24 protein-coding genes are annotated in these 26,060 nt (G+C 64.3%); 14 read left to right on the forward strand and 10 right to left on the reverse strand.

Annotated elements, in window-relative coordinates:
- Nucleotides 1-4: 4 nt before the first annotated feature.
- Genes AACO21_RS07125 through AACO21_RS07135 form a run of 3 tightly spaced genes read right to left on the reverse strand, consistent with a single transcriptional unit; the run spans nucleotide 5 to nucleotide 2,924 of the window.
- Complete coding sequence (locus tag AACO21_RS07125) at nucleotides 5-631, reverse strand: ParA family protein (RefSeq protein WP_346191811.1); 627 nt, start codon at nucleotides 629-631, stop codon at nucleotides 5-7.
- Nucleotides 628-1,950 (reverse strand): TAXI family TRAP transporter solute-binding subunit, encoded by a 1,323-nt coding sequence (locus AACO21_RS07130; protein ID WP_346191812.1) that lies wholly within the window; start codon nucleotides 1,948-1,950, stop codon nucleotides 628-630. Before AACO21_RS07130 ends, AACO21_RS07125 begins: the two co-directional genes overlap by 4 nt.
- Nucleotides 1,950-2,924, reverse strand: a complete 975-nt coding sequence (locus tag AACO21_RS07135) for a quinone oxidoreductase (protein ID WP_346191813.1) — start codon at nucleotides 2,922-2,924, stop codon at nucleotides 1,950-1,952. Before AACO21_RS07135 ends, AACO21_RS07130 begins: the two co-directional genes overlap by 1 nt.
- Nucleotides 2,925-3,085: 161 nt before the next feature.
- Between AACO21_RS07135 and AACO21_RS07140 the strand changes: the two genes are divergently transcribed.
- A complete protein-coding gene (locus tag AACO21_RS07140) occupies nucleotides 3,086-3,232 on the forward strand; it encodes a DUF2256 domain-containing protein (protein ID WP_346191814.1) in 147 nt (48 codons plus the stop codon).
- Entirely contained in the window at nucleotides 3,229-4,761 is a 1,533-nt protein-coding gene (locus AACO21_RS07145; protein WP_346191815.1) for a cryptochrome/photolyase family protein, read from the forward strand. Before AACO21_RS07140 ends, AACO21_RS07145 begins: the two co-directional genes overlap by 4 nt.
- Before the next feature lie 2 nt (nucleotides 4,762-4,763).
- Here AACO21_RS07145 and AACO21_RS07150 read toward each other — a convergent pair whose 3' ends face one another.
- Nucleotides 4,764-6,914, reverse strand: coding sequence for a UvrD-helicase domain-containing protein (locus tag AACO21_RS07150; RefSeq protein WP_346191816.1), 2,151 nt, complete (start codon nucleotides 6,912-6,914; stop codon nucleotides 4,764-4,766).
- A 233-nt stretch (nucleotides 6,915-7,147) separates the two neighbouring features.
- Here AACO21_RS07150 and AACO21_RS07155 point away from each other — a divergent pair, with 233 nt between their 5' ends.
- On the forward strand, nucleotides 7,148-7,501 hold the full coding sequence (locus AACO21_RS07155; protein WP_346191817.1) for a hypothetical protein: 354 nt from the start codon (nucleotides 7,148-7,150) through the stop codon (nucleotides 7,499-7,501).
- Nucleotides 7,502-7,571: 70 nt separating this feature from the next.
- On the opposite strand, the gene AACO21_RS07160 is transcribed toward AACO21_RS07155, so the two are convergent.
- Nucleotides 7,572-8,471, reverse strand: a complete 900-nt coding sequence (locus AACO21_RS07160) for a FecR domain-containing protein (protein ID WP_346191818.1) — start codon at nucleotides 8,469-8,471, stop codon at nucleotides 7,572-7,574.
- A gap of 76 nt (nucleotides 8,472-8,547) precedes the next feature.
- On the opposite strand from AACO21_RS07160, the gene leuS reads away from it, so the two are divergent.
- From leuS to holA, 3 genes are read left to right on the forward strand one after another with little or no spacing between them, the layout of a single operon-like run.
- On the forward strand, nucleotides 8,548-11,157 hold the full coding sequence (gene leuS / locus AACO21_RS07165) for a leucine--tRNA ligase (RefSeq protein WP_346191819.1): 2,610 nt from the start codon (nucleotides 8,548-8,550) through the stop codon (nucleotides 11,155-11,157).
- An 8-nt stretch (nucleotides 11,158-11,165) separates the two neighbouring features.
- Complete coding sequence (gene lptE / locus AACO21_RS07170; protein WP_346191820.1) at nucleotides 11,166-11,693, forward strand: LPS assembly lipoprotein LptE; 528 nt, start codon at nucleotides 11,166-11,168, stop codon at nucleotides 11,691-11,693.
- Nucleotides 11,694-12,704, forward strand: coding sequence for a DNA polymerase III subunit delta (gene holA, locus AACO21_RS07175; protein WP_346191821.1), 1,011 nt, complete (start codon nucleotides 11,694-11,696; stop codon nucleotides 12,702-12,704).
- A 57-nt stretch (nucleotides 12,705-12,761) separates the two neighbouring features.
- Here the strand turns inward: holA and AACO21_RS07180 are convergent, their stop codons facing one another.
- Nucleotides 12,762-13,010: a hypothetical protein gene (locus tag AACO21_RS07180; protein WP_346191822.1), complete on the reverse strand. Its 249-nt coding sequence runs from the start codon at nucleotides 13,008-13,010 to the stop codon at nucleotides 12,762-12,764.
- Between the two features lie 113 nt (nucleotides 13,011-13,123).
- On the opposite strand from AACO21_RS07180, the gene AACO21_RS07185 reads away from it, so the two are divergent.
- The 8 genes from AACO21_RS07185 (at nucleotide 13,124) to AACO21_RS07220 (ending at nucleotide 22,400) form a co-directional block, all read left to right on the forward strand.
- Nucleotides 13,124-14,380, forward strand: coding sequence for a glutamate-5-semialdehyde dehydrogenase (locus AACO21_RS07185; protein WP_346191823.1), 1,257 nt, complete (start codon nucleotides 13,124-13,126; stop codon nucleotides 14,378-14,380).
- A gap of 83 nt (nucleotides 14,381-14,463) precedes the next feature.
- On the forward strand, nucleotides 14,464-15,639 hold the full coding sequence (locus tag AACO21_RS07190; RefSeq protein ID WP_346191824.1) for an acyl-CoA dehydrogenase: 1,176 nt from the start codon (nucleotides 14,464-14,466) through the stop codon (nucleotides 15,637-15,639).
- A 55-nt stretch (nucleotides 15,640-15,694) separates the two neighbouring features.
- Complete coding sequence (locus tag AACO21_RS07195) at nucleotides 15,695-16,189, forward strand: methylated-DNA--[protein]-cysteine S-methyltransferase (protein WP_346191825.1); 495 nt, start codon at nucleotides 15,695-15,697, stop codon at nucleotides 16,187-16,189.
- Complete coding sequence (xerD, locus tag AACO21_RS07200; protein WP_346191826.1) at nucleotides 16,170-17,075, forward strand: site-specific tyrosine recombinase XerD; 906 nt, start codon at nucleotides 16,170-16,172, stop codon at nucleotides 17,073-17,075. The genes AACO21_RS07195 and xerD overlap by 20 nt, the downstream gene beginning before the upstream one ends.
- Nucleotides 17,076-17,146: 71 nt before the next feature.
- Entirely contained in the window at nucleotides 17,147-18,259 is a 1,113-nt protein-coding gene (locus AACO21_RS07205) for an ABC transporter substrate-binding protein (protein WP_346191827.1), read from the forward strand.
- Entirely contained in the window at nucleotides 18,256-20,907 is a 2,652-nt protein-coding gene (locus tag AACO21_RS07210; protein WP_346191828.1) for a response regulator, read from the forward strand. Before AACO21_RS07205 ends, AACO21_RS07210 begins: the two co-directional genes overlap by 4 nt.
- A 35-nt stretch (nucleotides 20,908-20,942) precedes the next feature.
- Nucleotides 20,943-21,434: a Cys-tRNA(Pro) deacylase gene (ybaK, locus tag AACO21_RS07215; protein ID WP_346191829.1), complete on the forward strand. Its 492-nt coding sequence runs from the start codon at nucleotides 20,943-20,945 to the stop codon at nucleotides 21,432-21,434.
- Between the two features lie 90 nt (nucleotides 21,435-21,524).
- Nucleotides 21,525-22,400 (forward strand): ZIP family metal transporter, encoded by an 876-nt coding sequence (locus AACO21_RS07220; protein WP_346191830.1) that lies wholly within the window; start codon nucleotides 21,525-21,527, stop codon nucleotides 22,398-22,400.
- Between the two features lie 53 nt (nucleotides 22,401-22,453).
- Here the strand turns inward: AACO21_RS07220 and grxD are convergent, their stop codons facing one another.
- From grxD to hemA, 4 genes are read right to left on the reverse strand one after another with little or no spacing between them, the layout of a single operon-like run.
- The gene (gene grxD / locus AACO21_RS07225) at nucleotides 22,454-22,777 is read right to left on the reverse strand and encodes a Grx4 family monothiol glutaredoxin (RefSeq protein ID WP_346191831.1); all 324 of its coding nucleotides are present in this window, start codon (nucleotides 22,775-22,777) and stop codon (nucleotides 22,454-22,456) included.
- Nucleotides 22,778-22,789: 12 nt separating this feature from the next.
- Entirely contained in the window at nucleotides 22,790-23,602 is an 813-nt protein-coding gene (gene prmC, locus AACO21_RS07230) for a peptide chain release factor N(5)-glutamine methyltransferase (RefSeq protein ID WP_346191832.1), read from the reverse strand.
- 2 nt (nucleotides 23,603-23,604) lie between these two features.
- The gene (prfA, locus tag AACO21_RS07235; RefSeq protein WP_346191833.1) at nucleotides 23,605-24,687 is read right to left on the reverse strand and encodes a peptide chain release factor 1; all 1,083 of its coding nucleotides are present in this window, start codon (nucleotides 24,685-24,687) and stop codon (nucleotides 23,605-23,607) included.
- A 50-nt stretch (nucleotides 24,688-24,737) separates the two neighbouring features.
- Complete coding sequence (gene hemA, locus AACO21_RS07240; protein WP_346191834.1) at nucleotides 24,738-25,988, reverse strand: glutamyl-tRNA reductase; 1,251 nt, start codon at nucleotides 25,986-25,988, stop codon at nucleotides 24,738-24,740.
- Between the last annotated feature and the right edge of the window lie 72 nt (nucleotides 25,989-26,060).

Consider the following 26,060-nt stretch of genomic DNA (forward strand, 5'->3'; position numbering starts at 1 on the left):
GCGCTCAGCCTCGTTCGGCCCAATCGATGATCGCCTGCCACTGCTCGATGTCGCGCTCGGCACGGGAAGGCGGGAGGTCGAACAAGGTCATGCCGGCGGCCGTGGCCTGGACATAAACCTGCGTGTCGCGCAGATAGGCCAGCACCGGCAGGTCGAAGGTGGCAAAAAACCGCTCCAGCTCGCCCGCCGCACGCGTCCGTGCATCGACCCGCATGCCGATCACCGCGACGTCGGCCTTGCCCTTGCGCACGGCTTTTTCGGCCAGCAGTTCTTCAAGGAATTGGCGAGTCGCCAGCATGTCGAACATGGAGGGCTGCACCGGCACGATGACCCGCGTGGAGAGCTTCAGCACCTTGTCGAGCAACTTGCCGTGCAAACCGGCCGGCGTATCGAGCACGACATGCGTCGTCCCCTTGGGCGGCCGCGCGATGTGGTCGTGACCGATTTCCCAGGTTTCGATGGTGGGCAGCTCGAAAGGCCGGATGCCCAGCCAGGCCCGCGAAGACTGCTGGCGATCGATGTCGCCCAGCATCACCTCATGCCGTTGCGCGGCAAAGTAACCGGCCAGGTTGGTGGCCAGCGTACTCTTGCCGGAACCGCCCTTCGGATTGGCCACGAGAAACGCCTTCATGCCTGCGCCTCCCGCTTGGCCAGAATGCTGCGCACCAGATTCACGTGTTCGCGCAGGGTATAGACCAGGTCGGTGAAGCCCAGCGGCACGTGCAACTGAGCTGCCTCGTCATCCAGCGCATCGAGGCGGGCGCGATAGTCACCCAATTTCTCGGGATCGAAGTGATTTTTCAGATCGTCCTCGAGGAACTTGAGTTCGCCATAGCAGCGGAAGACCTTCGAGCGCACACGCCAGGTGTACACCGCCGGCGCAATCTTGAGCAGCGGGATCATCAGGGCAAAGAGCGGAACCAGCAGGACGATCAGCCGATCTGCCAGGACCGCCAGCCAGAAGGGCAGATAGCGCTGCAGGAAGGGCGGCCCCGACTTGTAGTAACGCGCCGCCTCGGGAGACAAGGGCAGCATCTGGTCCTTGTAGGCGGGGAACTCGCCGGCATCCTGGAAGAAGCCGGTTTTCCCATGCACTTCGCTGGCAGCCTGCAGGAGCAGGGTCTGCAGGGCCGGATGCAGATCGTCACGGATGATCAGGTTGGCGGTCGGTGCCAGCAGACGAATATCCTCAGGCGGGAAATCGCGGACCAGATCCGCCACCCCGTGTGGGAAGGTCAACTTGGTCAGGAAGGGAAAGCGGCGCTGATAGGCGCTTGATTGCGAAAAGCTCATCAGCTTGACGCCCGGCGAACGCAGGAGCACCTGCACGACCGGCGCTTTTTCCGAGGCAATGATGAAAGCCGCATCAATCCGCCCTTGCTGCAGCTCCTCCGCCGCTTTAAGACCGGACAGGGCCACCAGATTGCTGCCCACGGCAATTTCGTTCGCTTTGAGCAGTTGCTGTGCCAACTGGCGTACCCCCGAGCCTTCCTGACCGATGGCGATGCGCTTGCCACGCAGCTCGGTCAGACGCTCCAGTTTCCTGTCGCCCCGATAGAAGACCCAGACCGGTTCATAGAACACGCTGCCCAGCGAACGCAGGCCGTTGTCCTCTTCATTCTCCGGATCGTCCGGCGGCTCGATCACGCCCCCCTGGACGAACCCCACCTGCGCGGCATCCTCCTTGAGGCGCGCGAGGTTATCCAGCGAGCCCGCCGAAGCCTTCACCTCGAGCGTGATGCCATGACGCGCCAGAATGGTCGCGTAGCGCTGGGCAAACTGATAGTAGGCGCCGGATTCGCTCCCCGTCGTGATCACGATGTGGCGCGGTGGCGCCGGCTCGACAAACTGATAGGCCACGACAAAACCAATGCCGACGATCAGGAAAATCCACCAGGCCGTGGCAAACAGGTCGCGCAGCGACAGCAATCCCGCTTTGAGCTTGGCCATCACGGCACCAGCACGGTCGAACCGGTGGTCTTGCGCGCCTCGAGATCACGATGCGCCTGCGCTGCATCACGCAAGGCATAGCGTTGATGCACTTCGATCTTCACCTGACCGTTCGCCACCACCTCGAAGAGCGCCGCCCCCAGGGCCACGAGGTCCTCGCGCTTGGCGGTGTAGCTCATCAGGGTCGGACGCGTGATGAACAGCGAGCCCTTTTGCGACAGCTGGATCAGGTCGACCGGCGCCACCGGCCCGGAAGCATTGCCGAAGGAGACCATCATCCCCATCGGACGCAGGCTGTCCAAAGAGCCGGCGAAAGTGGCCTGACCGACCCCGTCGTAGACCACCGCCACGCCCTCACCGCCCGTCAGCTCGCGCACACGGGGCGCAAAGGCGGCTTCGCTGTAATTGATCACATGATCGCAGCCATGCGCCCGCGCCAGCTCAGCCTTGGCCGCCGAGCCAACGGTGCCGATCACCGTTGCCCCGAGCGCCTTCGCCCACTGACAGGCAATCAGCCCAACGCCGCCTGCCGCAGCGTGGACCAACACGGCATCGCCCGCCTGTACCGGGAAAGTCCGGCGCAGCAGATACGCCGCCGTCAGCCCTTGCAGCATCATGGCGGCCGCCGTGTCGAAATCGATGCTGTCCGGCAGGATCAGCAGCCGATGGGCAGGCATATTGCGCACTTCGGCGTAGGCGCCAATCGGCCCGCCGGCATAGGCCACGCGATCGCCCACCCGCAGCTCGGTCACGCCCTCGCCCACCGCCTCGACCACCCCGGCCCCTTCCAGCCCAAGGCCGGACGGTAGCGGCACCGGATAGAGGCCGGTGCGATGGTAGGTATCGATATAGTTCAAGCCCACCGCCGCCTGGCGAACCCGAACCTCGCCGGCTGCCGGTGACGGCACGTCGACCGGCTCCCAGGACAAGACCTCGGGACCGCCGATCTGATGGATACGGATGGCATGTGGCATGACGTGCTCCTCATTATTATTCTGGGAAAAGAAGAGGGTATCACTCTGGTCGGGCGCGATCTACCGTGGGGCATTGCGGTGGCGTTAGCCCCCATGCACGCCCCCGCCAAGCAGCAGGCGCAAGCACGGAACTCCGGCGCCCGCCGCCACTCCAAGCGCGCATGAACCATCCTGGCAACAAATCCCATCTCCCGAGCAAGCCCTGCCTCGTCTGCGGCCGCCCGATGACCTGGCGGCGCAAGTGGGCGCGCACCTGGGCCTCGGTCAAGTACTGCTCCAGCGCCTGCCGGATCAAAGGCGCGGCGTGAGCCGGCTGTTCCTGATCCTCGGCGACCAGCTGCATCCGGACCCGCATCCGCTGCTGGTCGATTTTGATCCGGCACGCGATCGGCTCCTGATGATCGAGGCACCGGTCGAATCCACCCACGCCTGGAGTCACAAGGCACGCATCGCGCTCTTTCTGGCCGGCATGCGGCATCGCGCGGCGGCCTTCCGGGCGGCAGGCCAGCCCCTCGATTACCTGCAGCTGGGCATGCACCCGCACGCCGATCTGGCCAGCGCACTGGCGGCGGCCATTCGGGCCACGCCCACGCGCGCCGTGGTCATGCTGGAGGCCGGCGATCACCGCGTCCAGGAAAGTCTGCAGCAGACCTGCGATGCCGCCGGCTGCCCGCTCCTGATTCGTCCGGATCCGCACTTCCTGTGCTCGCTCGATGACTTCATGGCTTGGGCGGGCGAGAAGCCCAATCTGCGCCTCGAGTTTTTCTACCGCTGGCAGCGCAAACGCCACCATATCCTGATGCAGGACGGCCAGCCGCTGGGCGGCCAGTGGAATTTCGATGCGGACAACCGTCAGGCCTTCGGCCGCCAGGGGCCGGGCATGGTCCCCGAAGCGCTGCGTTTTGCACCGGATGCAATCACCCAAAACGTGCTCGCCGATGTTGAACAGCACTTCCCTCGCCATCCGGGGCGCCTTGACCGCTTTGGTTGGCCGGTCACCCCAGCCCAGGCCAAGGCCGCGCTCGATGACTTTGTCCGGCATCGCCTGCCCGCCTTTGGCCAGTGGCAGGATGCGATGTGGGAGGACGAGGCGTTTTTGTGGCATTCACTGCTGTCGACCGCCCTGAACCTGAAGTTGATTCATCCGCGCACGGTGATCGACGCCGTACTCGCCGCCCATGCCGCCGGGCGGGTCCCGCTCCCCGCAGCCGAAGGCTTCATCCGGCAGATTCTCGGCTGGCGCGAATTCGTGCGCGGCATTTACTGGCGCCAGATGCCGCACCTCGCCCGGGCCAATCAATACGGCCACGACACGCCGTTGCCAGCCTGGTTCTGGACAGGCAACACGCAGGCCCGCTGTCTGTCAGCGACCACCCGGCAGACGCTGGAATACGGCTATGCCCACCATATTCAGCGCCTGATGGTGACCGGCAATTTCGCGCTGATTGCCGGCCTGAATCCGGCCCAGGTCGCGGATTGGTATCTCGCCGTGTATGTCGACGCGGTCGACTGGGTAGAAGCGCCCAATACCCTGGGCATGGCGCTGCACGCCTGGCCGGGCATGACGAGCAAGCCCTACTGCGCAAGCGGCGCCTACATCAAGCGCATGAGCAATTACTGCCAGGGCTGCCGCTACCAGCCGCAGCAGCGCACCGGCCCCGACGCCTGCCCGTTCACCACCTTTTATTGGGACTTTCTGAGCCGCCATGCCGAACGCTTCCGGCAGAACCCGCGCATGGCGATGCCCCTGAAAAACCTGGATCGGCTCAGCCCGGCCGAACGTGAAGCAATCCGCAGCCAGGCAGCGCAGCTTCGACGTCAGCTGGATACGCTCTGAGTTCAGCAGGGCGTCAGCTTGGCGTACTCCAAGGCCAGCCACTTCATCCCGACGCCACCGCCGAAATTGACCTGCACGCGGGCATCCGCCCCGCGCCCTTCGGTCGCGACGATAACCCCGACACCGAACTTGGCATGCGCCACCGTCTGGCCGATGCGCAGGCCGCCCGGCGCAGGCGATTCTTCGTAGCGGGTGGCGGTCGACCGTCGCCCAGTGCCATAAACCGGCTCCGGCGCGGCCCGCTTGTTCAAGCGCAACAGCAGCGTGTCCGGAATCTCATCGAGGAAGGAGGACGGCGTGCAGTAGCGCGTCTGACCGTGCAGCATGCGGGTCTGGGCGCAGGAAATGTAGAGGCGCTGGCGGGCCCGGGTCACCGCCACATACATCAGACGGCGCTCTTCCTCCAGGCCGTCGCGACCTTCATTGACCGAATTGTCGTGCGGGAAGAGCCCCTGCTCCAGGCCGGTGATGAAGACGATATCGAATTCAAGCCCCTTGGCCGCATGCACGGACATCATCTGGACCGCCTCCTGGCCTTCGCCCGCCTGGTGCTCGCCGGCCTCCAGCGAAGCCAGGGTCAGGAAGGAAACCAATGCGCCGCCTTCACCGATGGCCCCTTCGTCATCGACGAAGCTGGCGGCGGCGTTGATCAGTTCATCCAGGTTTTCCAGACGGTCCTGCCCTTCCTTCTCGGTGCGGTAATGCTGCGTCAGGCCGGAACGCTCGATCACATGCTCGACCATCTCCGGCAGCGGCAGATTGGCAGTTTCCTGGCGCAGGCCTTCAATCAGGCGAATGAAGGCCCCCACAGCCTGCCCGGCCTTGCCGGTCAGGGAGGCGGCGGCGTTGTAGAGGCTGGAATTGGTCTGATGCGCCGCAGCCTGCAGATTTTCCAGCGAACGCGCCCCAATGCCGCGCGTCGGGAAATTGACCACGCGCAGGAAGGCCGTGTCGTCATCCGGATTGGTCAGCAGACGCAGATAGGCCAGCGCATGCTTGATTTCCTGACGCTCGAAGAAGCGCAGCCCCCCATACACCTTGTAGGGCACATTCTTCGTGAACAGCTCGTTTTCAATGACGCGGGACTGGGCATTGGACCGATACAGGATGGCGATTTGCGTCGGCGAGGCCCCATCGCGGACCAGCTCGCGGATTTCATCGACGACGAAACGCGCCTCATCCAGATCGGAATAGGCCTCAAAAGCACGGATCGGCTCGCCATCGCCCGCCGCCGTCCACAGGTTCTTGCCCAGGCGGTCCTGATTGTTCTTGATCAACGCATTGGCCGCCGCCAGGATATTGCCGTGCGAACGGTAGTTCTGCTCCAGACGGATGATGTTGTCGCCCGCGTAATCACGCTCGAACTCGCGCATATTGCCGACCTCGGCGCCCCGGAAACGGTAGATCGACTGATCGTCATCCCCCACCGCAAAGACTTTACCGCCGCCCCCGGCCAGCAACTGGAGCCAGGCATATTGCAAACGGTTCGTATCCTGGAACTCGTCGACCAGGATGTGACGGAAGCGATCCTGATAGTGGCGGCGCAGCGGTTCGTTGCGCTGCAGCAATTCATAACAGCGCAACAACAGCTCGGCAAAATCGACCACGCCTTCGCGATTGCACTGCGCCTCGTACTCGGCGTAAAACTCGACGCGTTTCTGGGTAAAACTGTCGTAGGCCTCGGCCTGTGCGGCGCGCAGCCCCTGCTCCTTGTGCGCATTGATGAAATGGCACAGCTCGCGCGGCGGATACTTTTCGTCGTCGATATTGAGGTTCTTGAGCAGACGCTTGACCATCGCCAGCTGATCCGCCGAATCCAGAATCTGAAAGGCCTGCGGCAGGCCCGCCTCGCGGTAATGCGCGCGCAGCAAGCGATTACACAGGCCGTGGAAGGTCCCGATCCACATCCCGCGCACATTCACGGGGACCAGCGCCGACAAGCGGGCGGTCATTTCCTTCGCGGCCTTGTTGGTAAAGGTGACCGCCAGCAAACCATGCGGCCCGACCTGGCCGGTTGAAATCAGCCAGGCGATGCGCGTCGTCAGCACACGCGTTTTACCACTCCCCGCCCCGGCCAGGATCAGGGCATGCACCGGCGGCAGCGTCACTGCCTGGAGTTGTTCGGGGTTCAGGTTTGCAAGGAGATCCGACATCACCAATCACTCAAAAATCGGTTACAAAACAAAAGCATAAAACAACGGGATAATTGGTCATACCAATATGTTGCGTAAACGCACACCCGCGGGTTCAAACGCACGTTTTTTTACTATTTCGTGACGCCCCGAGAGTATACTTGCGTAAAAAATATTGCAGTGCACAAAACTTTTTTGCCCACAAGGCGTCTCAGGAATACGTGGTCACCGCCACACCAAGCAGGAGTCCCACCATGAAGAACAGCATGAATGCACCGAAGATCCTTCCCTGGATCGCCAAAAAGGCCGGCATCAGCGACGAACTGGCCCTCAAACTCTGGCGCCGCGCCGTCTCCGAAGCGGAATACCTGACCGGCAAGACCGAGGGTTCCGAATACTACGGCCTGGTACTGGAGCGTCTGCTCGCCCTGGTCGAAGACGAAACCGGCAGCGTGCCGCAATACAATCTGACCCCGGCCCCGCGCCTGTCCTGGATGTGGCACCACCAGAACCGGATGTCGATGCTCTCGCTGATGGCCGCGCAGAACACCTACCGCTTCTGGCAAAACGCCTGGGGCAACCTGTACGGCCAGCAAAAAGCTGCCTGATGGCCGCATCGGCAGGCTGCATAGGCCGCCTGCCGACTACAAGGCGACGCCGCAGCGTCGCCTTCTTTGATCAAGGTTTCTGCCGAATCTCGGCGAGCGGCAGTTGCAAGGATGCGACCAGACGCTCGGCCAGTGACTGCGCTTCGCGCTCCGTCACCAGATTCAACAGGCGCAATTCATAGCGATGACCGCCGGCCACCGCCTGCGGCACGATGCGTGGCGCGAAGCCGGCCGCACGCAGGCGGTCGTGCAGGGCCAGCACCTCGTTTTTCTCGAAGACGCCAAAGCGCAACCACCAGCGCCCCTGCTTTTGCTGCGAGCCGCCGTCGTAGAAGGGCTGGGTACGCAGGCCCCAGGTCGCGCCCTCGAAACGATCAATGGTCTGAACGGTGGGCGCTTCGCCGTGACGCGCTTCATAGACGGACAGCGGCGTAGTGAGCTCGGTCTTTTCCGCCGCCATCGGATGGCTGAACACCGCCGCGCCATCGCGCAAGGCCACGGCATCACGTGCGCTGTCGGCCGTACCGGTCAGATCGCTTTCGCTGCGCACAGCGGCGACCACCTCGCCAAAACGGACATTGATCGCCCGCTTGACCGGTGATTCTTCGTAATCATGGGAAATCAGGCGCAGATCGCCGGATTTGAGATCGATCCCACCGGAGAAGCGCCCCCCGGCCTGCTGCATCGCGTTGACCAGCACTTCGGAGCGCTCGCCGATCCGGAACGCCGACCCATCGGCGAACTCGACCACCACACGGGCCTCGGCGCCGGTCAGGATGCGGTCACGGTTCTTCAGTTGCGTCCCGGCCTCCAGCGGCAGCTTTTCGCCCCCGCGCAGCAGCCAGGCCGGTGCCTGCACGGTCTCGATGCGCGCATTCGGCGCGGCCCCGACGGTCGACGTGACGCCAACGGCCAAAACCGCAGCCAAAATCGCCGCCCCACGTTGCAGGTGATGTCGCCCCTTCGCCATCTTTGCCTCTCCAAGCATGCTCAGCCGGTATAATTGACCGATTATCGATCATTCGACGCCACTTAGCGACATCCCCATGCAGGACAAATACCTCCCCGCCGACATCGAACGCGCCGCCCAGGCGCACTGGGACAAGACTGGCGCAGCCCGCGCCGTCGAAGACGCCACCAAGCCGAAATACTACTGCCTCTCCATGTTCCCGTATCCGTCGGGCAAACTGCACATGGGGCATGTGCGGAACTATACCATCGGCGATGTGCTCTCCCGATTCCACGCGATGCAGGGTTTCAACGTACTGCAACCGATGGGCTGGGACGCCTTCGGCATGCCGGCTGAAAACGCCGCACTGGCCAACAATGTGGCGCCGGCGGGTTGGACCTACTCCAACATCGAATACATGAAGCAGCAGCTGAAGTCGCTTGGCTTTGCCATCGACTGGGAACGCGAGCTGGCCACCTGCACCCCCGAGTACTACCGCTGGGAGCAGTGGCTGTTCACCCGCCTCTATGAAAAGGGCCTGGTGTACAAGAAGCTCGGCACCGTGAACTGGGACCCGGTCGACCACACCGTGCTGGCCAACGAGCAGGTGATCGACGGCCGTGGCTGGCGCTCCGGCGCCCTGGTCGAAAAGCGCGAGATCCCCATGTATTACATGAAGATCACTGCTTACGCCGAAGAACTGCTCAGCGAACTCGACAACCTGCAAGGCTGGCCGGAACAGGTCCGCCTGATGCAAAAGAACTGGATCGGCAAGAGCACCGGCGTGCGCTTCGCCTTCCCGCTGGCCGACAATGCCGACGAGAAGCTGTGGGTATTCACCACCCGCGCCGACACCATCATGGGCGTCACTTTCGTCGCCGTCGCCGCCGAGCATCCGCTGGCCACCCGCGCCGCCGCGAACAATCCGGAACTCGCCGCCTTCATCGAAGAATGCAAGAAGGGCGGTGTCGCCGAAGCCGACATCGCCACGATGGAAAAGAAAGGGCTGCCGACCGGCATTTTCGTCACGCATCCGCTGACCGGCGAACAAGTCGAAGTCTGGGTCGGCAACTACGTGTTGATGAGCTACGGCGACGGTGCCGTGATGGCCGTGCCGGCGCACGATGAGCGCGATTTCGCATTTGCCAAGAAATACGACCTGCCGATCAAGCAAGTCATCACCGCCGAAGGCGAGACCTTCAGCCTCGACGGCTGGCAGGAGTGGTACGGCGACAAGACCAAAGGCACCTGCGTCAATTCCGGCAAGTACGACGGCCTGGCTTATGAAGCCGCCGTTGACGCCGTGGCAGCAGACCTCGCCGCCAAGGGCCTGGGCGAGAAGAAAGTGCAGTTCCGCCTGCGTGACTGGGGCATTTCCCGCCAGCGTTACTGGGGCTGCCCGATCCCGATCATCCACTGCCCGACCTGTGGCGATGTGCCGGTGCCGGACGACCAGTTGCCGGTCGTCCTGCCGGAAGACGTCGAGATCACCGGCGCCGGTTCGCCGCTGGCCCGCATGCCCGAATTTTACGAAACCACCTGTCCGAAGTGCGGCGGCCATGCCAAGCGCGAAACCGACACCATGGACACCTTCTTCGAGTCGTCCTGGTACTTCCTGCGCTATGCCTGCCCGGACAACACCACGGCCATGGTCGACGAACGCGTCCAGTACTGGTGCAAGGGCGGGATCGACCAGTACATCGGCGGCATCGAGCACGCCATCCTGCACCTGCTCTATTCGCGCTTCTTCACCAAGCTGATGCGCGATGTCGGCCTGATCGGTGATCTGGGTGAGCCCTTCGCCAACCTGCTGACCCAGGGCATGGTCGTCGCCCCGACCTTCTACCGCGAAGGCGAAAACGGCAAGAAGCTGTGGTTGAACCCGGCCGATGTCGATGTCGTGACCGACGAGCGCTGCCGCCCGACCGGTGCCACCCTCAAGGCCGACGGCCAGCCGGTGATCATCGGCGGCACCGAGAAGATGTCGAAGTCGAAGAACAACGGCGTCGACCCGCAAGCCCTGATCGAGCAATACGGTGCCGATACCGCCCGTCTGTTCATGATGTTCGCCGCGCCGCCAGATCAATCCCTGGAATGGTCCGATGCCGGCGTCGAAGGCGCCTTCCGCTTCCTGCGCCGCCTGTGGAAACTGGTGCACGATCATGTGCAACAGGGCCTGAGCGTGGCCTGCGTCAGCAATGACGGCCTCTCCACCGCCCAGACCGACCTGCGCCGCAAGCTGCACCAGACCATGCAGAAAGTGGCCGATGACTACGGTCGCCGCAAGCAGTTCAACACGGCCATCGCCGCCGTGATGGAGCTCCTCAACGCCTACGACAAGACCGATCTGGCCGATGCCGCCGGCCGCGCTCTCGGCCAGGAGTTGCTCGAAGCCGTCACCCTGCTGCTCTTCCCCATCGTGCCGCACATCGGCCAGGCCCTCTATGCCGAGCTGAAGCCGGGCGCCGATGCCGGTCGCGCAGTCTTCCCGAAGGCCGATCCGGCCGCCCTGAAGCAGGACGAAATCGAGCTGATGGTGCAGGTCAACGGCAAGCTGCGCGGTTCGATCCGGGTCGCCGCCGAAGCCGACAAAGCCAGCATCGAAGCCCTCGCCCTGGCGTCCGAAGGTGCCGTCAAGTTCATGGAAGGCAAGCCGGCGAAGAAAGTGGTCGTCGTGCCGGGCCGCCTGGTCAATATCGTCGTCTGAGGTCGCCCATGCGCCAGCGTCTGCTCCTCCTGATCGCGCTGCTTGCCACGCTCGTCGTGGCAGGCTGCGGTTTCCACCTGCGCGGTTCAGGCGGCGCAGCGATGCCCTACAAAACGCTGATGATCGCGCTGCCGGAAACCTCGGATGTCCGCATCTGGCTGGAGCGCTACATCAGCGCCGGCGGCACGACCCGGATCGTGGAGGAAGCCAGTCAGGCTGAAGCCGTTTTCCAGCAGCTGAACGACAGCCGGCAGCAAACCATCCTGAGCGTGAATGCCCAGGGCCGGGTGCGGGAATACCGCCTGCAATTGACCTATGCCTTCCGCGTCGTGGATGCCAAGGGCCGTGTGCTGGTGCCGCCGAACGAGATCCAGCTCTCGCGGGATATCAGTTTCGACGACTCCAACGTGCTGGCCAAGGATCTCGAAGCCGGGCTGCTCTGGCGCGACATGAACAACGATCTGGTCAACCAGATCATGCGTCGCCTGAGCATCGTCAAACCACGTAATCCGGACCTTGAGGCCGACGACGAGTAAATGCTGCTCAAAGGAGAACAGCTCGGCGCGCATCTCGAACGCGAGTTGCGCCCGCTCTACGTGCTTTACGGGGACGAGCCCCTGCTCGTTCTCGAAGCTGCCGACGCCATTCGCGCCAAGGCACGTCAGCAAGGCTTCAGCGAACGCGAAGTCCTGACCGTGCTGCCGCAGTTCGACTGGGGCCAACTGCTGGCTGCCGGTGGCAATCTCTCGCTGTTCGGCGACAAGAAACTGATCGACCTGCGCATTCCGGGGGGCAAGCCGGGCAAGGACGGCAGCGCCGCCCTGCAGCAGTGGTGCCAGAACCTCTCGTCCGACACCCTGCTGCTCATCACCCTGCCGGAACTCGATTGGCGGGAAGAAAAAGCCGCCTGGTTCACCACCCTGGTCAATGCCGGGGTTGCACTCAAACTGAACGCCCCGCCGCTGCTCGAATTGCCGAGCTGGATTGCAGGCCGGCTACGCCGCCAGCAGCAAACCGTCGACATGGACGGCCTGAAGTTCATTGCTGAGCGCGTGGAAGGCAACCTGCTCGCTGCCCATCAGGAAATCCAGAAGCTGGGGCTGCTTTATCCGGCCGGCAAGCTCTCGCTGGAACAGGTACGCGATGCCGTGCTCAACGTGGCCCGCTACGATCTCGATGGCTTGCGCGAAGCCCTGCTCGCCGGCGATGTGGCGCGTCTGACGCGCACGCTGGATGGCCTAATGCAGGAAGGAGAAGCGCCGCCGCTCGTGCTCTGGGCGATGAGCGAGGAAATCCGGGCCTTGTGCACAATCCGGGCGGGCCTGGATGCAGGACGGCCGCTGGATCAGTTATTGAAAGACGCGAAGGTCTGGGGACCGCGCCAGGTAGCGGTAAAAAAAGCCCTGCAAAGGCTGTCGACCGCCGCCCTTGAAGGGGCGCTACGGCATGCCGGCAAGATCGACCAGCTGGCCAAGGGGATTGGCCAGGGCAACCTGTGGGAAGAGTTCCTGCGCCTCGGCCTGCGCCTCGCCGCACTCAAGCGCTGAAGCCCTCCGTCCCGAGCCCTCGGCAGCGGGTGCTCCGGCGACGGATAGCGGCAAACCTTACTCGGCAGCGCGGGGCTCAGCCGCCGAATCGGCAGCGTCCGGTTCGAGGTCTTCCCACATGCAATCGCACTCGCAGCGAATATCGTGCAATCCCGGCTTCGATGCTTCCTGAACCAGGCACTCACCCTCGCATTCGTGCGACACCACCACCACTTTCATCTCTGCATCCACCTGGCGTTCACCATCCCAGTAGCTGCAGGTTGCACAGACCTTGACCTCGGTCGGCAGGATCAATTTTTCGGCCATGTGTTCCTCAATGGAAAGCCTTGTTTTCGTTAGGGCTAAGAGTTTACCTGCTTCTGGAAGTTCCCAGTTATTTGTATCGCTATAATCAGCTTTTGCTCAATTGCCGAAACACCATGGATATCAAGGAATACATGCAGACCGTCGGCCGCCAGGCGCGTGCCGCCTCGCGCCGCCTGACGATGGCCACGACGGCTGAAAAGAATGCCGCGCTGATGCACATCGCCAGCGCCATCCGTCGCGAAAAAGCCGCCCTTGTGGCCGCCAACCAGCTGGATCTCGATGCCGCCCGCGCCAACGGCCTGGAACCGGCCATGCTGGATCGCCTGACGCTCTCCGAAAAAGGCGTGGAATCGATGGCCGAGGGCGTCGAACAAGTCGCCAAGCTGCCGGATCCCGTCGGTGAAATCCGCGACATCAAATTCCGTCCGTCCGGCATCCAGGTCGGCAAGATGCGCGCGCCGCTCGGCGTCATCGGCATCATTTACGAAGCCCGTCCCAACGTGACCGCCGATGCGGCCGCGCTCTGCCTGAAGTCCGGCAATGCCGCCATCCTGCGCGGCGGTTCCGAAGCCATCAACAGCAACCGCGCCATCGCCGCCCTGGTTCAGGAGGGCCTGCAAGCCGCCGGCCTGCCCGCCGAGTGCGTGCAGGTGATCAACACCACCGACCGCGCCGCCGTCGGCGAACTGATCACCATGCGCGAGTTCGTCGATGTCATCGTGCCGCGCGGCGGCAAGGGCCTGATCGCCCGCCTGCTGGCCGAAGCCCGCGTGCCGATGATCCAGCACCTCGATGGCAACTGCCACGTCTATATCGAAACCGATGCCGACCCGGCCAAGGCCCTGAAGATCGTCGAAAACGCCAAGACCCAGCGCTACGGCACCTGCAACACGGCCGAGTCGCTGCTCATCGACCGCAGCATCGCCGCCGCCCAGTTGCCGGCCATCGCCGCCATGCTCACCGGCAAGGGCGTCGAACTCCGCGGCTGCGCCGAAACCTGCGCGCTCGTGCCGAACGCCGTGGCGGCGAGCGACGAGGATTACTACACCGAATTCCTGGCCCCGATCATCTCGGTCAAGGTCGTCGGCGGCTTCGATGAGGCCGTCGCCCACATCAACCAGTATTCCTCGCACCACTCGGAAGCCATCGTCACCCAGGATCACTCGAAGGCCATGCGCTTCCTGCGCGAGGTCGATTCCAGCTCGGTGATGATCAACGCCTCGACCCGTTTCGCCGATGGGTTCGAATACGGTCTCGGCGCCGAGATCGGCATTTCCACCGACAAGATCCACGCCCGCGGCCCGGTCGGCCTTGAAGGCCTGACCAGCGAGAAATGGATCGTGCTCGGCGACGGACACGTCCGCGCCTGATCCCTGAACGGGGCAATCTCCGGGATTGCCCCGCTCGCACAACAAGATGCCGCCCAGCGGCACGACACTGAGGAGACAGCACCATGAGCAAACCGACTTTCAACTGGGAAGACCCGCTGCTGCTGGACAGCCAGCTGGCCGCCGACGAGCGCCAGGTGCGTAACGCGGCGCGCAGCTTTGCCGAGAAGGCCCTGAAACCGCGCGTGCGCGACGCTTTCCGGCACGAGACGGTCGACCCGGCCATTTTCCGCGAAATGGGCGACATGGGCCTGCTCGGCCCGACCCTGCCGCCGCAATTCGGCGGTGCCGGCCTGAACTATGTCTCCTACGGCCTGATCGCCCGCGAGATCGAACGCATCGACTCCGGCTACCGCACCATGCTCAGCGTGCAATCCTCGCTGGTCATGCTGCCGATTTTCGCCTTTGGTACGGAAGCCCAGAAACAGAAATACCTGCCCAAACTCGGCAAGGGCGAATGGATCGGCTGCTTCGGCCTGACCGAGCCGAATTCCGGCTCCGACCCGGCCAGCCTCGCCACCCGCGCCCGCGCCGTGCCGGGCGGCTGGAAGCTCTCGGGCAGCAAGAACTGGATCTCCAATGCGCCGATCGCCGATGTCTTCGTCGTCTGGGCCAAGGACGACGACAACGTGATCCGCGGTTTCATCCTCGATAAGGGCATGGCCGGGCTGTCGGCGCCGGTCATTCACGGCAAGGTCGGCCTGCGTGTCGCCGTGACCGGCGAAATCGTCATGGATGAGGTGTTCGTCCCGACCGAGAACCTGCTGCCCAACGTGACCGGCCTCAAGGGCCCCTTCACCTGCCTCAACGCCGCCCGCTACGGCATCGCCTGGGGCGCGCTCGGTGCAGCCGAGGCCTGCTGGCACACGGCGCGCCAATACACGCTGGACCGCAAGCAGTTCGACAAGCCGCTCGCCGCCAACCAGCTCGTCCAGAAAAAGCTGGCCGACATGCAGACCGAAATCACCCTCGGCATCCAGGGCGCGCTGCGCCTCGGGCGCATGATGGACGATGGCAGCGCGACGCCAGAAATCGTCTCGATGATGAAACGCAACAGTTGCGGCAAGGCCCTCGACATCGCCCGCACGGCGCGCGACATGCTGGGCGGGAACGGCATTTCGGATGACTTCGGAGTGATCCGCCACGTCGTGAATCTGGAAGTGGTGAACACCTACGAAGGGACGCACGATGTGCATGCCCTGATCCTCGGGCGGGCGCAAACCGGCCTCTCGGCCTTCTGATTTTTGCCGTTTTCCGGCGGTCGACCGTCGGAAAACGCTGATTTTGCGAGCCCCCATGAAACCCGCCCCGACGCCCTACCAGGCCATCGTTGCCGCCCCCGGCTTTGCGTTGGGCATCGCGTGCGATGAGCACGCAGTGCACCAGATCGAGTTTCTCGAAGCGCAACCCGAGCAGGCGCCGGCCAATGCGCTGGCGGCAGAGGCTGCGCGCCAGATCAAGGCCTACCTCGCGGACCCGACCCGCCACTTCCAGCTGCCGCTCAGCCCCGCCGGCACGCCCTTTCAACAACGCGTCTGGGCAGAGATTGCGCGCATTCCGCTCGGGCATGTGCACACCTATGGTCAACTCGCCACCCGCCTGCACAATGCCCCCCGCGCCGTCGGCCAGGCCTGCGGTGCCAACCCCTATCCGCTGGTCGTGCCCTGCCACCGCGTGGTGGCCGCCGGCGGGCTGGGCGGCTTCAACCAACACAGCGCCGGTTTCCTGCTCGATGTGAAACGCTGGCTGCTCGCCCACGAAGGCATGCCCCTTGCCCATCCGCCCTGCTGACCAAGGCGAGATCGACGCCTTCTGCGATGCCTTGTGGCTGGAGGACGGCCTCGCCAAAGCCACGCTCGACAGTTACCGGACCGACCTCGGCCAGCTCGCACGCTGGCTCGACGCAGGGCAACACGAAGCCCTGCTCGACCTGCGCGATCTCACGCTGAGCGCCTTCGTCGCGCATCTGGCCGCCCAGACCAAGGCCAGTTCGCAAGCCCGCTACCTGTCGACCCTGCGCCGCTTTTTCCGCTGGCAGGTCGCACGCGGGCGGCTGGCCAGCGATCCGACCCTGAAACTCGCCAACCCCAGCCGCCCGAGCCGTCTGCCCAAGGTGCTCTCGGAGAAACAGGTCGAGGCTTTGCTCAATGCGCCGGACACCGGCAACGAACTGGGCCTGCGCGACCGCGCCATGCTGGAGACGCTCTACGCCACCGGTCTGCGCGTCTCGGAACTGGTCAATCTGAAGCTGCATGAAGTCAGCCTCGCCGACGGTGTCCTGCGCGCCTTCGGCAAGGGCAGCAAGGAACGGCTGGTACCGCTCGGGGCCGAGGCCATCGACTGGATTCAGAACTATCTCGATGCGGCCCGCCTCAGCCTGCTCAAAGGCCAACACAGCGACGACCTGTTTGTCACGGCGCGCGGCGGCGCAATGACCCGCCAGGCCTTCTGGCAGCTGATCAAGCGCTATGCGCTGCAGGCCGGCATCGACCCCGCCCGCCTCTCGCCCCACGTGCTGCGCCATGCCTTTGCCACCCACCTGCTCAACCACGGCGCCGACCTGCGCGTGGTCCAGTTGCTGCTCGGCCATGCCGATATCACGACCACGCAGATTTACACCCACGTCGCCCGTGAACGCCTGAAAACACTGCATGCAGTTCATCATCCCAGAGGCTAGAATAGGGATGCAGTCATCGATAGAACAATAATCAGTGCGCCCGACAGAGACGCACGGGGGAGAGGAATCGAATGAACGCATGGATTCGATGTGTGTGCCTGCCGGCCCTGGCTTTTTTGGCCCTGGCAGGCTGTGGACCGCAGGAACCGATCCGGATCGGCCTGATGGCCGGCTTATCCGACAAGGGCTCCGATTTTGGCGAAAGCGTGCGCAATGGCGTCATCCTCGCCATCGAGCATCAGAATCAGGCCGGCGGCATCCACGGCCGCCCGATCGAGCTGATCGTCCGTGACGACGGCCAGGACCCCGACCTGGCCATTCGCGCCGCCCGCGAACTGATCGCCCTCAAGCCGGAAATCGTGATCGGCCCGGTGACCAGCGCCATGGCCAAGATCGTCATCCCGATGATGAATGAAGCCGGCCTGACCGCGATCAGCCCGACCGTGGCCTCGACCGACTTCAAGGGGCTGGACGATGCCTTCTTTCGCGTCAACCGGACCACCGCCGAGGCGGCCGAGCATCACGCCGGCGTGCTGTACCAGCGCGGCGCGCGGCGGGTGGGCCTGGTCTACGACATCGCCAACCGTCCCTATTCCGAAACCTGGCTCAAGGCCTTCACGCAGCGCTTTGAAGCGCTGGGCGGCACGGTCAGCGGCAGCGTGAGCTTCGATTCGATCGGCGCCCCCACCTACGCCGACCTGATTCAGAAACTGCAGCGCCAGCATCCGGACGCCCTCCTCTTCATCGCCAGCACCCTGGACACCGCCCGCCTCTGCCAGCAGGCCCGCCGCATTGCCCCCAATCTGCCCCTGAGTAGCACGGAATGGGCGGCTTCCGGCGAACTCCTGGCGGAGATGGGCGGCAGCGCCGTCGATGGTCTCCTGATCGCCCACGCTTACAACCGGGATGATCCGAATCTGCCCTACCAGAATTTCAAGCACGCCTTCAAAGCGCGCTTCCAGCGGGAGTTCGGCTCGTTTTCCCTGCTGGCCTACGACACCGCCAATGTGGTCTTCACCGCGCTCAAGAAACGCCAGCCCGGAGAAAGCATGAAACAGGCGTTGCTCCGCCACGGCCCCTACCAAGGGCTGCAACAGGAAATCCGTTTTGATGACTTCGGCGACACAACGCGCCAGGTCTTCTTCACCGAAATCCGCAACGGCCAGCCGGTACAGGTGCAATGAAGCGTTTTCTACCCAGCGAACTCCGGCTGCCGACCTACCTCGGGCTGCTCCTCGGCCTGACGTCGCTGCTCACCTTTGCCGTACTGACGACGATTTTCCTGCTCACCCGCATTCCGCAGCTGGAAAACGAAATCCGCATTCGCGCCGAGGGCGACGCGCGCGAGCAGGTCTTGCGGATCGAACTGCAATTGGGCGCGGTACAGGATCAGCTCGCGCTGCTCAGCGAAGCCCTCGCCCGGGGCGCGCCGGACGCGCTGCTGCGGCGCGTCGTCGGCGAAGGGCAAACCTTTCGGGCGCTGTATCTGGTCAACGGCCGCGGCCTGGTCACGGCCGCCGCACTCGCGCCGCAATACGCACATCTGGAAACCGAAGCCCTCGGCAGCGACCTCTCTGCGGCGCCGATCCTGACCGAGGCACGCCGCCAGCGACGCGCCTTATGGACGGACAAATACCTCTCCGCCCTGACCGGCATCGTCACCGTGGGCGTCACGCTGCCGGTCGGCAACGATCAGGTGCTGCTCGGCGAAATGCCGCTCAGCTACCTGCTCAATATCGTGAAGCAGACGCGCGGCGAAAGCGGGCGGGCCATCTGGGTGGTCGACCAGCGCGGCGAATTGCTCGCCGATACCGAATCGGAAACCCGTGCCGGCAGTCAGAACCTCTATTCCTCGCCGCTCCTGAAGGCCATTCTCGCCGATCAGCCCCTGCCCCACCAGTTTTCGCTCGACGGCCACGATTACTACGTGGGCGGTGCCCGTTCCAAAACCATCGGCTGGTCCTTCATCGCCCGCACCCCGGCGGGGCTGGAACACCCGGAAATCCGCACCACCATCCTGATCGTCTGCGGCGGCTTCCTGGCCTCCCTGCTGATTGGCACCTCGCTGGCACTCTCCGGGGCGGGACGCCTGCTCCGGCCGCTCTCCGGCATCGTCCAGCAGGCCCACCAGACCGCACAGGGCAAGCTCGCGCCCGCCTGGCCACGGGGCCGCATTGCCGAATTCAACCGCCTCTCGCAGGACATTGGCGCCATGGCGAGCGCCATCCTGGCGCGCGAACAGAAAGCCCTGGCCGTCTTCAACACCTCGCCCGTCCCGATGCAGTTTTCCCGCTTCGATGGCGACTGCGCCATCCTCGACATCAACGAGGCCTGGGTTCGTCAGTTTGAACGCCCCAAGCCTGCCGTACTCGGCCGCACCGGGCTGCAAATCGGGCTGTGGCAAAACCCGCCCGACCGCAACGCCCTCATTGCGGCGGCACAGCGGCATGGCCATGCCGCAGGCGAAGCCACGCTGCTGACGGCAAGCGGCACCGCGCTGCTCTGCAAGATTTCCGTGCAGGTCATGGAAACCCATGGCGAGCGCTTCCTGATCTGGGCCGAGGAAGACATCACCGATCTGCGCCGTTACGAGAACAGCCTGCACGAACTGAACGCCACCCTCGAAGCCCGCGTACAGGAGCGCACCGCCGCCCTGACCGAGGCCAAGGAAGCCGCAGAAGCTGCCAGCCGCGCCAAGAGCGCCTTCCTGGCCAACATGAGCCATGAAATCCGCACGCCGCTCAACGCCATCAGCGGCATGGCCCACCTGATGCGGCGCAACGGCCTGCCTGCCGAGCAGGAAACCCGACTGAGCAAACTGGAAACCGCCTCCACACACCTGCAGGAAATCATCAACATGGTGCTCGATCTCTCAAAGATCGACGCCGGCAAACTGGTCCTGGAGCATGCCCCTTTCCAGCCCGCCGCCCTGTTCGAGAATGTGCGCAGCATGCTGCAGGAGCGGGCGCAGGCCAAACACCTGGCCCTGACGGTCGACCTGCCTGCACTGCCCGAAACCCTGCTCGGCGACGCCACCCGCCTGCAGCAGGCGCTCCTCAACTACGCCGCGAATGCGATCAAATTCACGGAGCGGGGCGAAGTCGCCCTGAGCGCCCGGATCGAAGACGAAACGGCCCAAGACATCAGCCTGCGCTTCATTGTCCGCGACACCGGCATCGGCATTGCGCCCGAAGCGCAGGCACGGCTCTTTTCCGCCTTTGAGCAGGCCGACAACTCGATCACCCGCAAATACGGCGGCACCGGCCTCGGCCTCGCCATCACCGCCAAAATTGCCGAAGCCATGGGCGGCAGCGTCGGCGTCAGCAGCATTCAGGGAGAAGGAAGCACCTTCTGGTTCACGGTGCGTCTGACCCGCCCCGATCAAACCCAGGCGCACCCGCCGCGCCCGAACGAACGTGATCCGGAAGAACGCTTGCGCAAGCACTATGCCGAACGCCGCATCCTGCTCGTCGAGGATGAGCCGATCAATCGCGAGATCGCCCTCATGCTGCTGGCCGATGCCGGCCTCAGCGCTGACGTCGCCGAAAATGGGCTGGAGGCGGTTGCGGCCGCAGAAGCCCGCACCTACGACCTGATCCTGATGGACATGCAGATGCCCGAACTGGACGGCCTCGCCGCGACGCAACGCATCCGGATGCTGCCCGCGCATCGCCAGACGCCGGTCATTGCCCTCACGGCCAACGCCTTCGCCGAAGACCGGACGCGCTGCCGCGACGCCGGCATGACGGACTTCATCGCCAAACCGGTCGATCCCGAACTCTTCTACCACCTGATTCTGGCCACGTTTTCGGGTCGACCGCCGGTGGCGTAAACTACGCATCTGACGACTTTTTCCCGAGCACCACCATGAGCAAGCAGGACCACGCCCCGGAAACCCAGGCCACGAAATTTCTCAAGGCCCACAAAATTCCGTTTTCGAACCACCTGTACGCCTACGAGGAACATGGTGGCACCAAGGTCTCGGCGCGCGAGCTCAACGTCGATGAGCACGCCGTGGTCAAAACCCTGATCTTCGAAGACGAAAACGCCAAGCCGCTGGTCGTCCTGATGCATGGCGACTGCAAGGTCTCGACCAAGGAACTCGCCCGCCAGGTGGGCTGCAAGAAGATCGAACCCTGCAAGCCGGAAGTCGCCAACCGCCATACCGGCTATCTGGTCGGCGGCACCAGCCCCTTCGGCACCAAGAAGGCAATGCCCATCTACCTGGAAAAGACCATCCTGGACCTGCCGCTGATCTATATCAACGGCGGACGTCGCGGCTATCTGGTCGGCGTGCATCCGCACGACATCGTGCGCACGCTGCAGCCCAAGGTGGTTGAAGCCGCCCTGAAGGGTTGATTTAATAAAACAATCGCATTGATTCAATCAATCGATTGGATCAATCAAGCCAGCGGGCGTATCGTTCTCCCATCACGCAGGAGAACCGCCATGACCCAGCTTGTCATTCGTCACTACGCCCGCCCCACCGCCCGCCGCCATCTCTGGATCGGCCTGGCCATGGCCCTCATCGGCCTCGCCTTCGGGCTGGAACAGGCCGGGCACTGGTTTGCCGCCCATCCGATGGCGGCCGCCGGCTTGCAGGCCAGTTTTCTGGCCGGATTGGCCACCGGCCTCGGCGCAATTCCGGTGCTGTTCATGCGTCGACCGCAGGCCGACTGGATGGCCCCGATGCTCGGTCTCGCCGGCGGCATGATGCTCGCGGCCAGCCTGTTTTCCCTCCTTGTCCCGGCCGTCGGCCATGTCGCGGAGAGCGTCACGCCGCTTGCCCTCGGTCTCGCCACGGCAGCCGCGCTGATGGGCGGCGCCTGGGCCATGCACACGATGGATCGCCGCATGCCGCACGCCCATGTAGAAAACATCGATCAGGCCAGCGTGGCGCCCCGCCTCGGCCTCGTCGTCACGGCCATTGCCTTGCACAACGTGCCGGAAGGACTGGCCGTCGGGGTCGCTGCGGCGGCCGGAGTGGATCACGGCATGAGCCTGGGCATTGCGCTGCAGAACATTCCGGAAGGCTGGATCGTCGCCAGCGCCCTCCTCGCCATCGGCACCGCGCCCTGGCGGGCTGCCCTCTTCGCCCTGGGCACGGGCTTGGTCGAGCCAGTGGGCGGTCTCTTCGGTGTGCTCGCCAGCAGCATCGCCGGTGATGCCTTGCCGCTCGCCCTCGCCGCCGCAGCCGGTGCCATGCTCTGGGTGGTCAGCCACGAGCTGATTCCAGCCTCGCACCGCCCCGGCAAGGAAGCCGCCGGCACCGCCGGCCTGGTCACGGGTTTTGCGGCCATGGCCCTGATTGCCGGGCTGGCCTGAGCATGAAAAAAGCCCGCCAAGCGGCGGGCTTTGGGTGTCTGCCAGCGCCCCGATCAGGCCTTGGCAAATTCGGCCAGCAGCGGCTGCAGTTCGCCAGCCTGGTACATCTCTTTCATGATGTCGCAGCCACCGATGAACTCACCCTTGATGTAGAGCTGCGGGATGGTCGGCCAGTTGGCGTAGTCCTTGATGCCTTGGCGGATTTCGGCGTCGGCCAGCACGTTGACCGTCACGAAGTCGGTCACGCCGCACAGCTTGAGGACCTGCACGGCAGTGGCCGAGAAGCCGCACTGCGGGAAGCGGGCATCGCCCTTCATGTAGAGGACAACCGGGTTGGTGGTGACGGTTTCGTGGATGCGTTGCTGAACGTCGGACATGCTAACTCCAGTTTAAAGATGGGCCCCTGAAACACGGTCGATGCCGGCCAGGTCGGGATGGGTGAATGCGGCTTGGAACCCTGCCGCGGTCAATAAGTTCCGGCTGGCTTCGCCCTGGTCGTAACCGTGCTCGAAGAGCAGGTGGCCAGCCGGTTTCAAGCAGGACGCCGCATCCGCCACGATGGCGCGGATGCAGGCGAGGCCATCGGCGCCGTCGGTGAGCGCCATCTGCGGCTCGAACGGCAGGCCGTTCAAGGCCAGGTGCGGGTCGCCCGCCGCCACGTAAGGCGGGTTGGAAACGATCAGATCGAAGCGTTCACCGGCCAGCGGCGCAAACCAGCTCCCTGCGCGGAAATCGACGCGGGCACCGAGGCGCCCGGCATTGGTCCGGGCCACGGCCAAGGCGGCGGGCGACAGATCGACCGCCAGCACCTCGGCCTGCGGGCATTCGAGCGCCAGCGAGATGGCGACGATGCCGGAGCCGGTGCCGAGATCGACGATGCGCGGCCGCTCAAGCCCCTGCATCCGGGCCAGCGCCAGTTCGATGAGGACTTCGGTTTCCGGGCGCGGGATGAGCACATCCGGCGAGACCTGAAAAATACGCCCGCGGAACTCGGCTTCGCCGACCAGATACGCCAGCGGCTCCCCGGCGGCGCGGCGCTCGACCCACGCCAGGTACTGCGCCCAGGCCGGGGCGATGACCGGCGTTTCCGGGCGGGCCAGCAGGTCGGTATGCGTGCAGCCCGTCGCGTATTCGAGCAACAGGCGGGCATCCAGCCGGTCGATCTTGCCGCGGGCGACGGTCAACGCTTCGCCAAGGGTCATTTTCAGTGCTGCTCCGCCAGTTCGGCCAGGAGGTCGGCCTGATGTTCGGCAGCCAGCGCATCGAGCACTTCATCCATATCGCCTTCCATGATCGCGCCAATCTTGTACAAAGTCAGGTTGATACGATGGTCGGTCACGCGGCCCTGCGGGAAGTTGTAGGTACGGATGCGTTCGGAACGGTCACCGGAGCCGATCAGGCTCTTGCGCGTACTGGCGATCTTGTTCTGCTGCTCGCGCAGCTGGATGTCCTTGATCCGGGCCGCCAGCACCTTCATGGCCGAGGCCTTGTTGGCGTGCTGCGAACGGCCGTCCTGACATTCGGCCACGATGCCGGTCGGCAGGTGGGTGATGCGCACGGCCGAGTCGGTTTTGTTGATGTGCTGACCGCCCGCGCCCGAAGCGCGGAAGGTGTCGATGCGCAGGTCGGCCGGATTGAGGTTCACATCCTCGACCTCGTCGGCCTCCGGCATCACGGCCACGGTACAGGCCGAGGTGTGGATACGCCCCTGGGTTTCGGTGGCCGGCACGCGCTGCACGCGGTGGCCGCCGGATTCGAACTTGAGGCGCGAATAGGCGCCGTAGCCGCCAATCCGGCAAATGACTTCCTTGTAGCCGCCGAGATCGGACTCGCTGGCCGACATGACCTCGACCTGCCAGCGCTGACGCTCGGCATAGCGCGAATACATGCGGAAGAGATCGCCGGCAAACAGCGCGGATTCATCGCCGCCCGTCCCGGCACGGATTTCCAGCAGCACGCTCTTGTCGTCGTTGGGATCTTTCGGCAGCAGCAGTTTTTGCAGCGCGAGCTCGAGCGCAGGCAGACGGGCCTTGGCGGTGGCGATTTCCTCTTCGGCAAAGTCACGCATGTCCGGATCGGCCAGCATGGCCTCGGCATCCAGAATGTCGTTCTCGGCCTGACGGAAGGCATTGAACTCCAGTGCCACCGGCTCGACCTCGGCGCGCTCCCGCGTCAGTTTGCGGAACTGATCCATGTTGTTGGCGGCGTCCGGCGCGGCCAGCATGCGGTCGATCTCGTCCAGGCGGTCGACAAGCAATTCAAGTTTCTGACGGATGGAGGGTTTCATGGGCGAACGGTCAAACGACAACGAGCCGGCCCCGGCACGCGGCCGGTGCGCTACTCGCCGGAATGCAGGTGGAAAAGACGCTCGGCGGCGTGCTGCAGGCTGGCCCGCTCGCTGCCCTCGGCAGCATTCAGGGTCTGCGTCGGCGCGTGCAGGAATTTATTGGTCAGGCGCTGCGACAGGTGCTCCAGCACCTTGTCCGGCGCTTCGCCCTTGGCCAGCAGCTTCATCGCATGCTCCATCTCGTGGCGGCGCATGCGCTCGGCGCTGTCGCGCAGGGCGCGGATGACCGGCACGGTATGGCGGGATTGCAACCAGGACTGAAAATCCTGAACGCGCTGGGCAATGATGTCTTCGGCCTCGATCACGGCCGCCTGGCGGGATTCAAGCCCGCTCTCGACGACCTGCGCGAGGTCATCGACGGTGTACAGGAACACATCGTCGAGCTTGCCGACTTCTTCTTCGATGTCGCGCGGCACGGCCAGATCGACCATGAACACCGGACGATGCCGGCGCGCCTTGATGGCGCGTTCGACCATGCCGAGCCCGATGATGGGCAGCGGGCTGGCCGTACAGGAAACCACGATGTCGTGCTGGGCCAGATGTTCGCCCAATTCGTCGAGACGGATGGCGGTGCCACCATATTGCTCGGCCAGCGCCCGACCGCGCTCGATGGTACGGTTGGCGATGGTGACCTGCTTCGGCTTCTGGGCGCAGAAATGGGCGGCGCACAGCTCGATCATCTCGCCGGCCCCGATGAACAGGATGCGCTGATCGGCAATCCGCTCGAAGATGCGCTCGGCGAGATGCACGCCGGCCGCCGCCATGGAGACGATATTGGCGCCGATGGCGGTGGTCGTCCGCACTTCCTTGGCAACCGAGAAGGAACGCTGGAAGAGTTTGTGCAGTTGCGTGCCCAGCGTGCCGGTTTCTTCGGCGGCACGCACCGCATCCTTCATCTGGCCGAGGATCTGCGGTTCCCCGATGACCATGGAGTCGAGGCCGGAGGCCACGCGGAACGCATGGCGGATCGCTGCCGGCTGGTCGTGGGTGTACAGGTAGGGCGCGATGTCATCGCGCGGAATCTGGTGGTAGTGCGAGAGCCAGTCGATGACGACATCGGGCGTCTCGGCCGCGCAGTAGATTTCGGTCCGGTTGCAGGTCGACAGGATGGCGACCTCCTTGACCGGCTGATTGTGCGTCAGGTCGGCCAGGGCATGCTGCAATTTATCGGCGCCAAAAGCCACGCGTTCGCGGATCGCGAGCGGAGCGGAATGATGGTTGAGGCCGAGCGTGAAAATCACCGGAGATGCCGAAACGAGGGAAAACGGGGGCCGATTATACCATTCAGCCCCCGTGGCCTTTTTCGATCTGAA

It is taken from the genome of Dechloromonas sp. ZS-1 (assembly GCF_039649255.1).
In the GTDB taxonomy this organism is placed as follows: Bacteria; Pseudomonadota; Gammaproteobacteria; order Burkholderiales; family Rhodocyclaceae; genus Azonexus.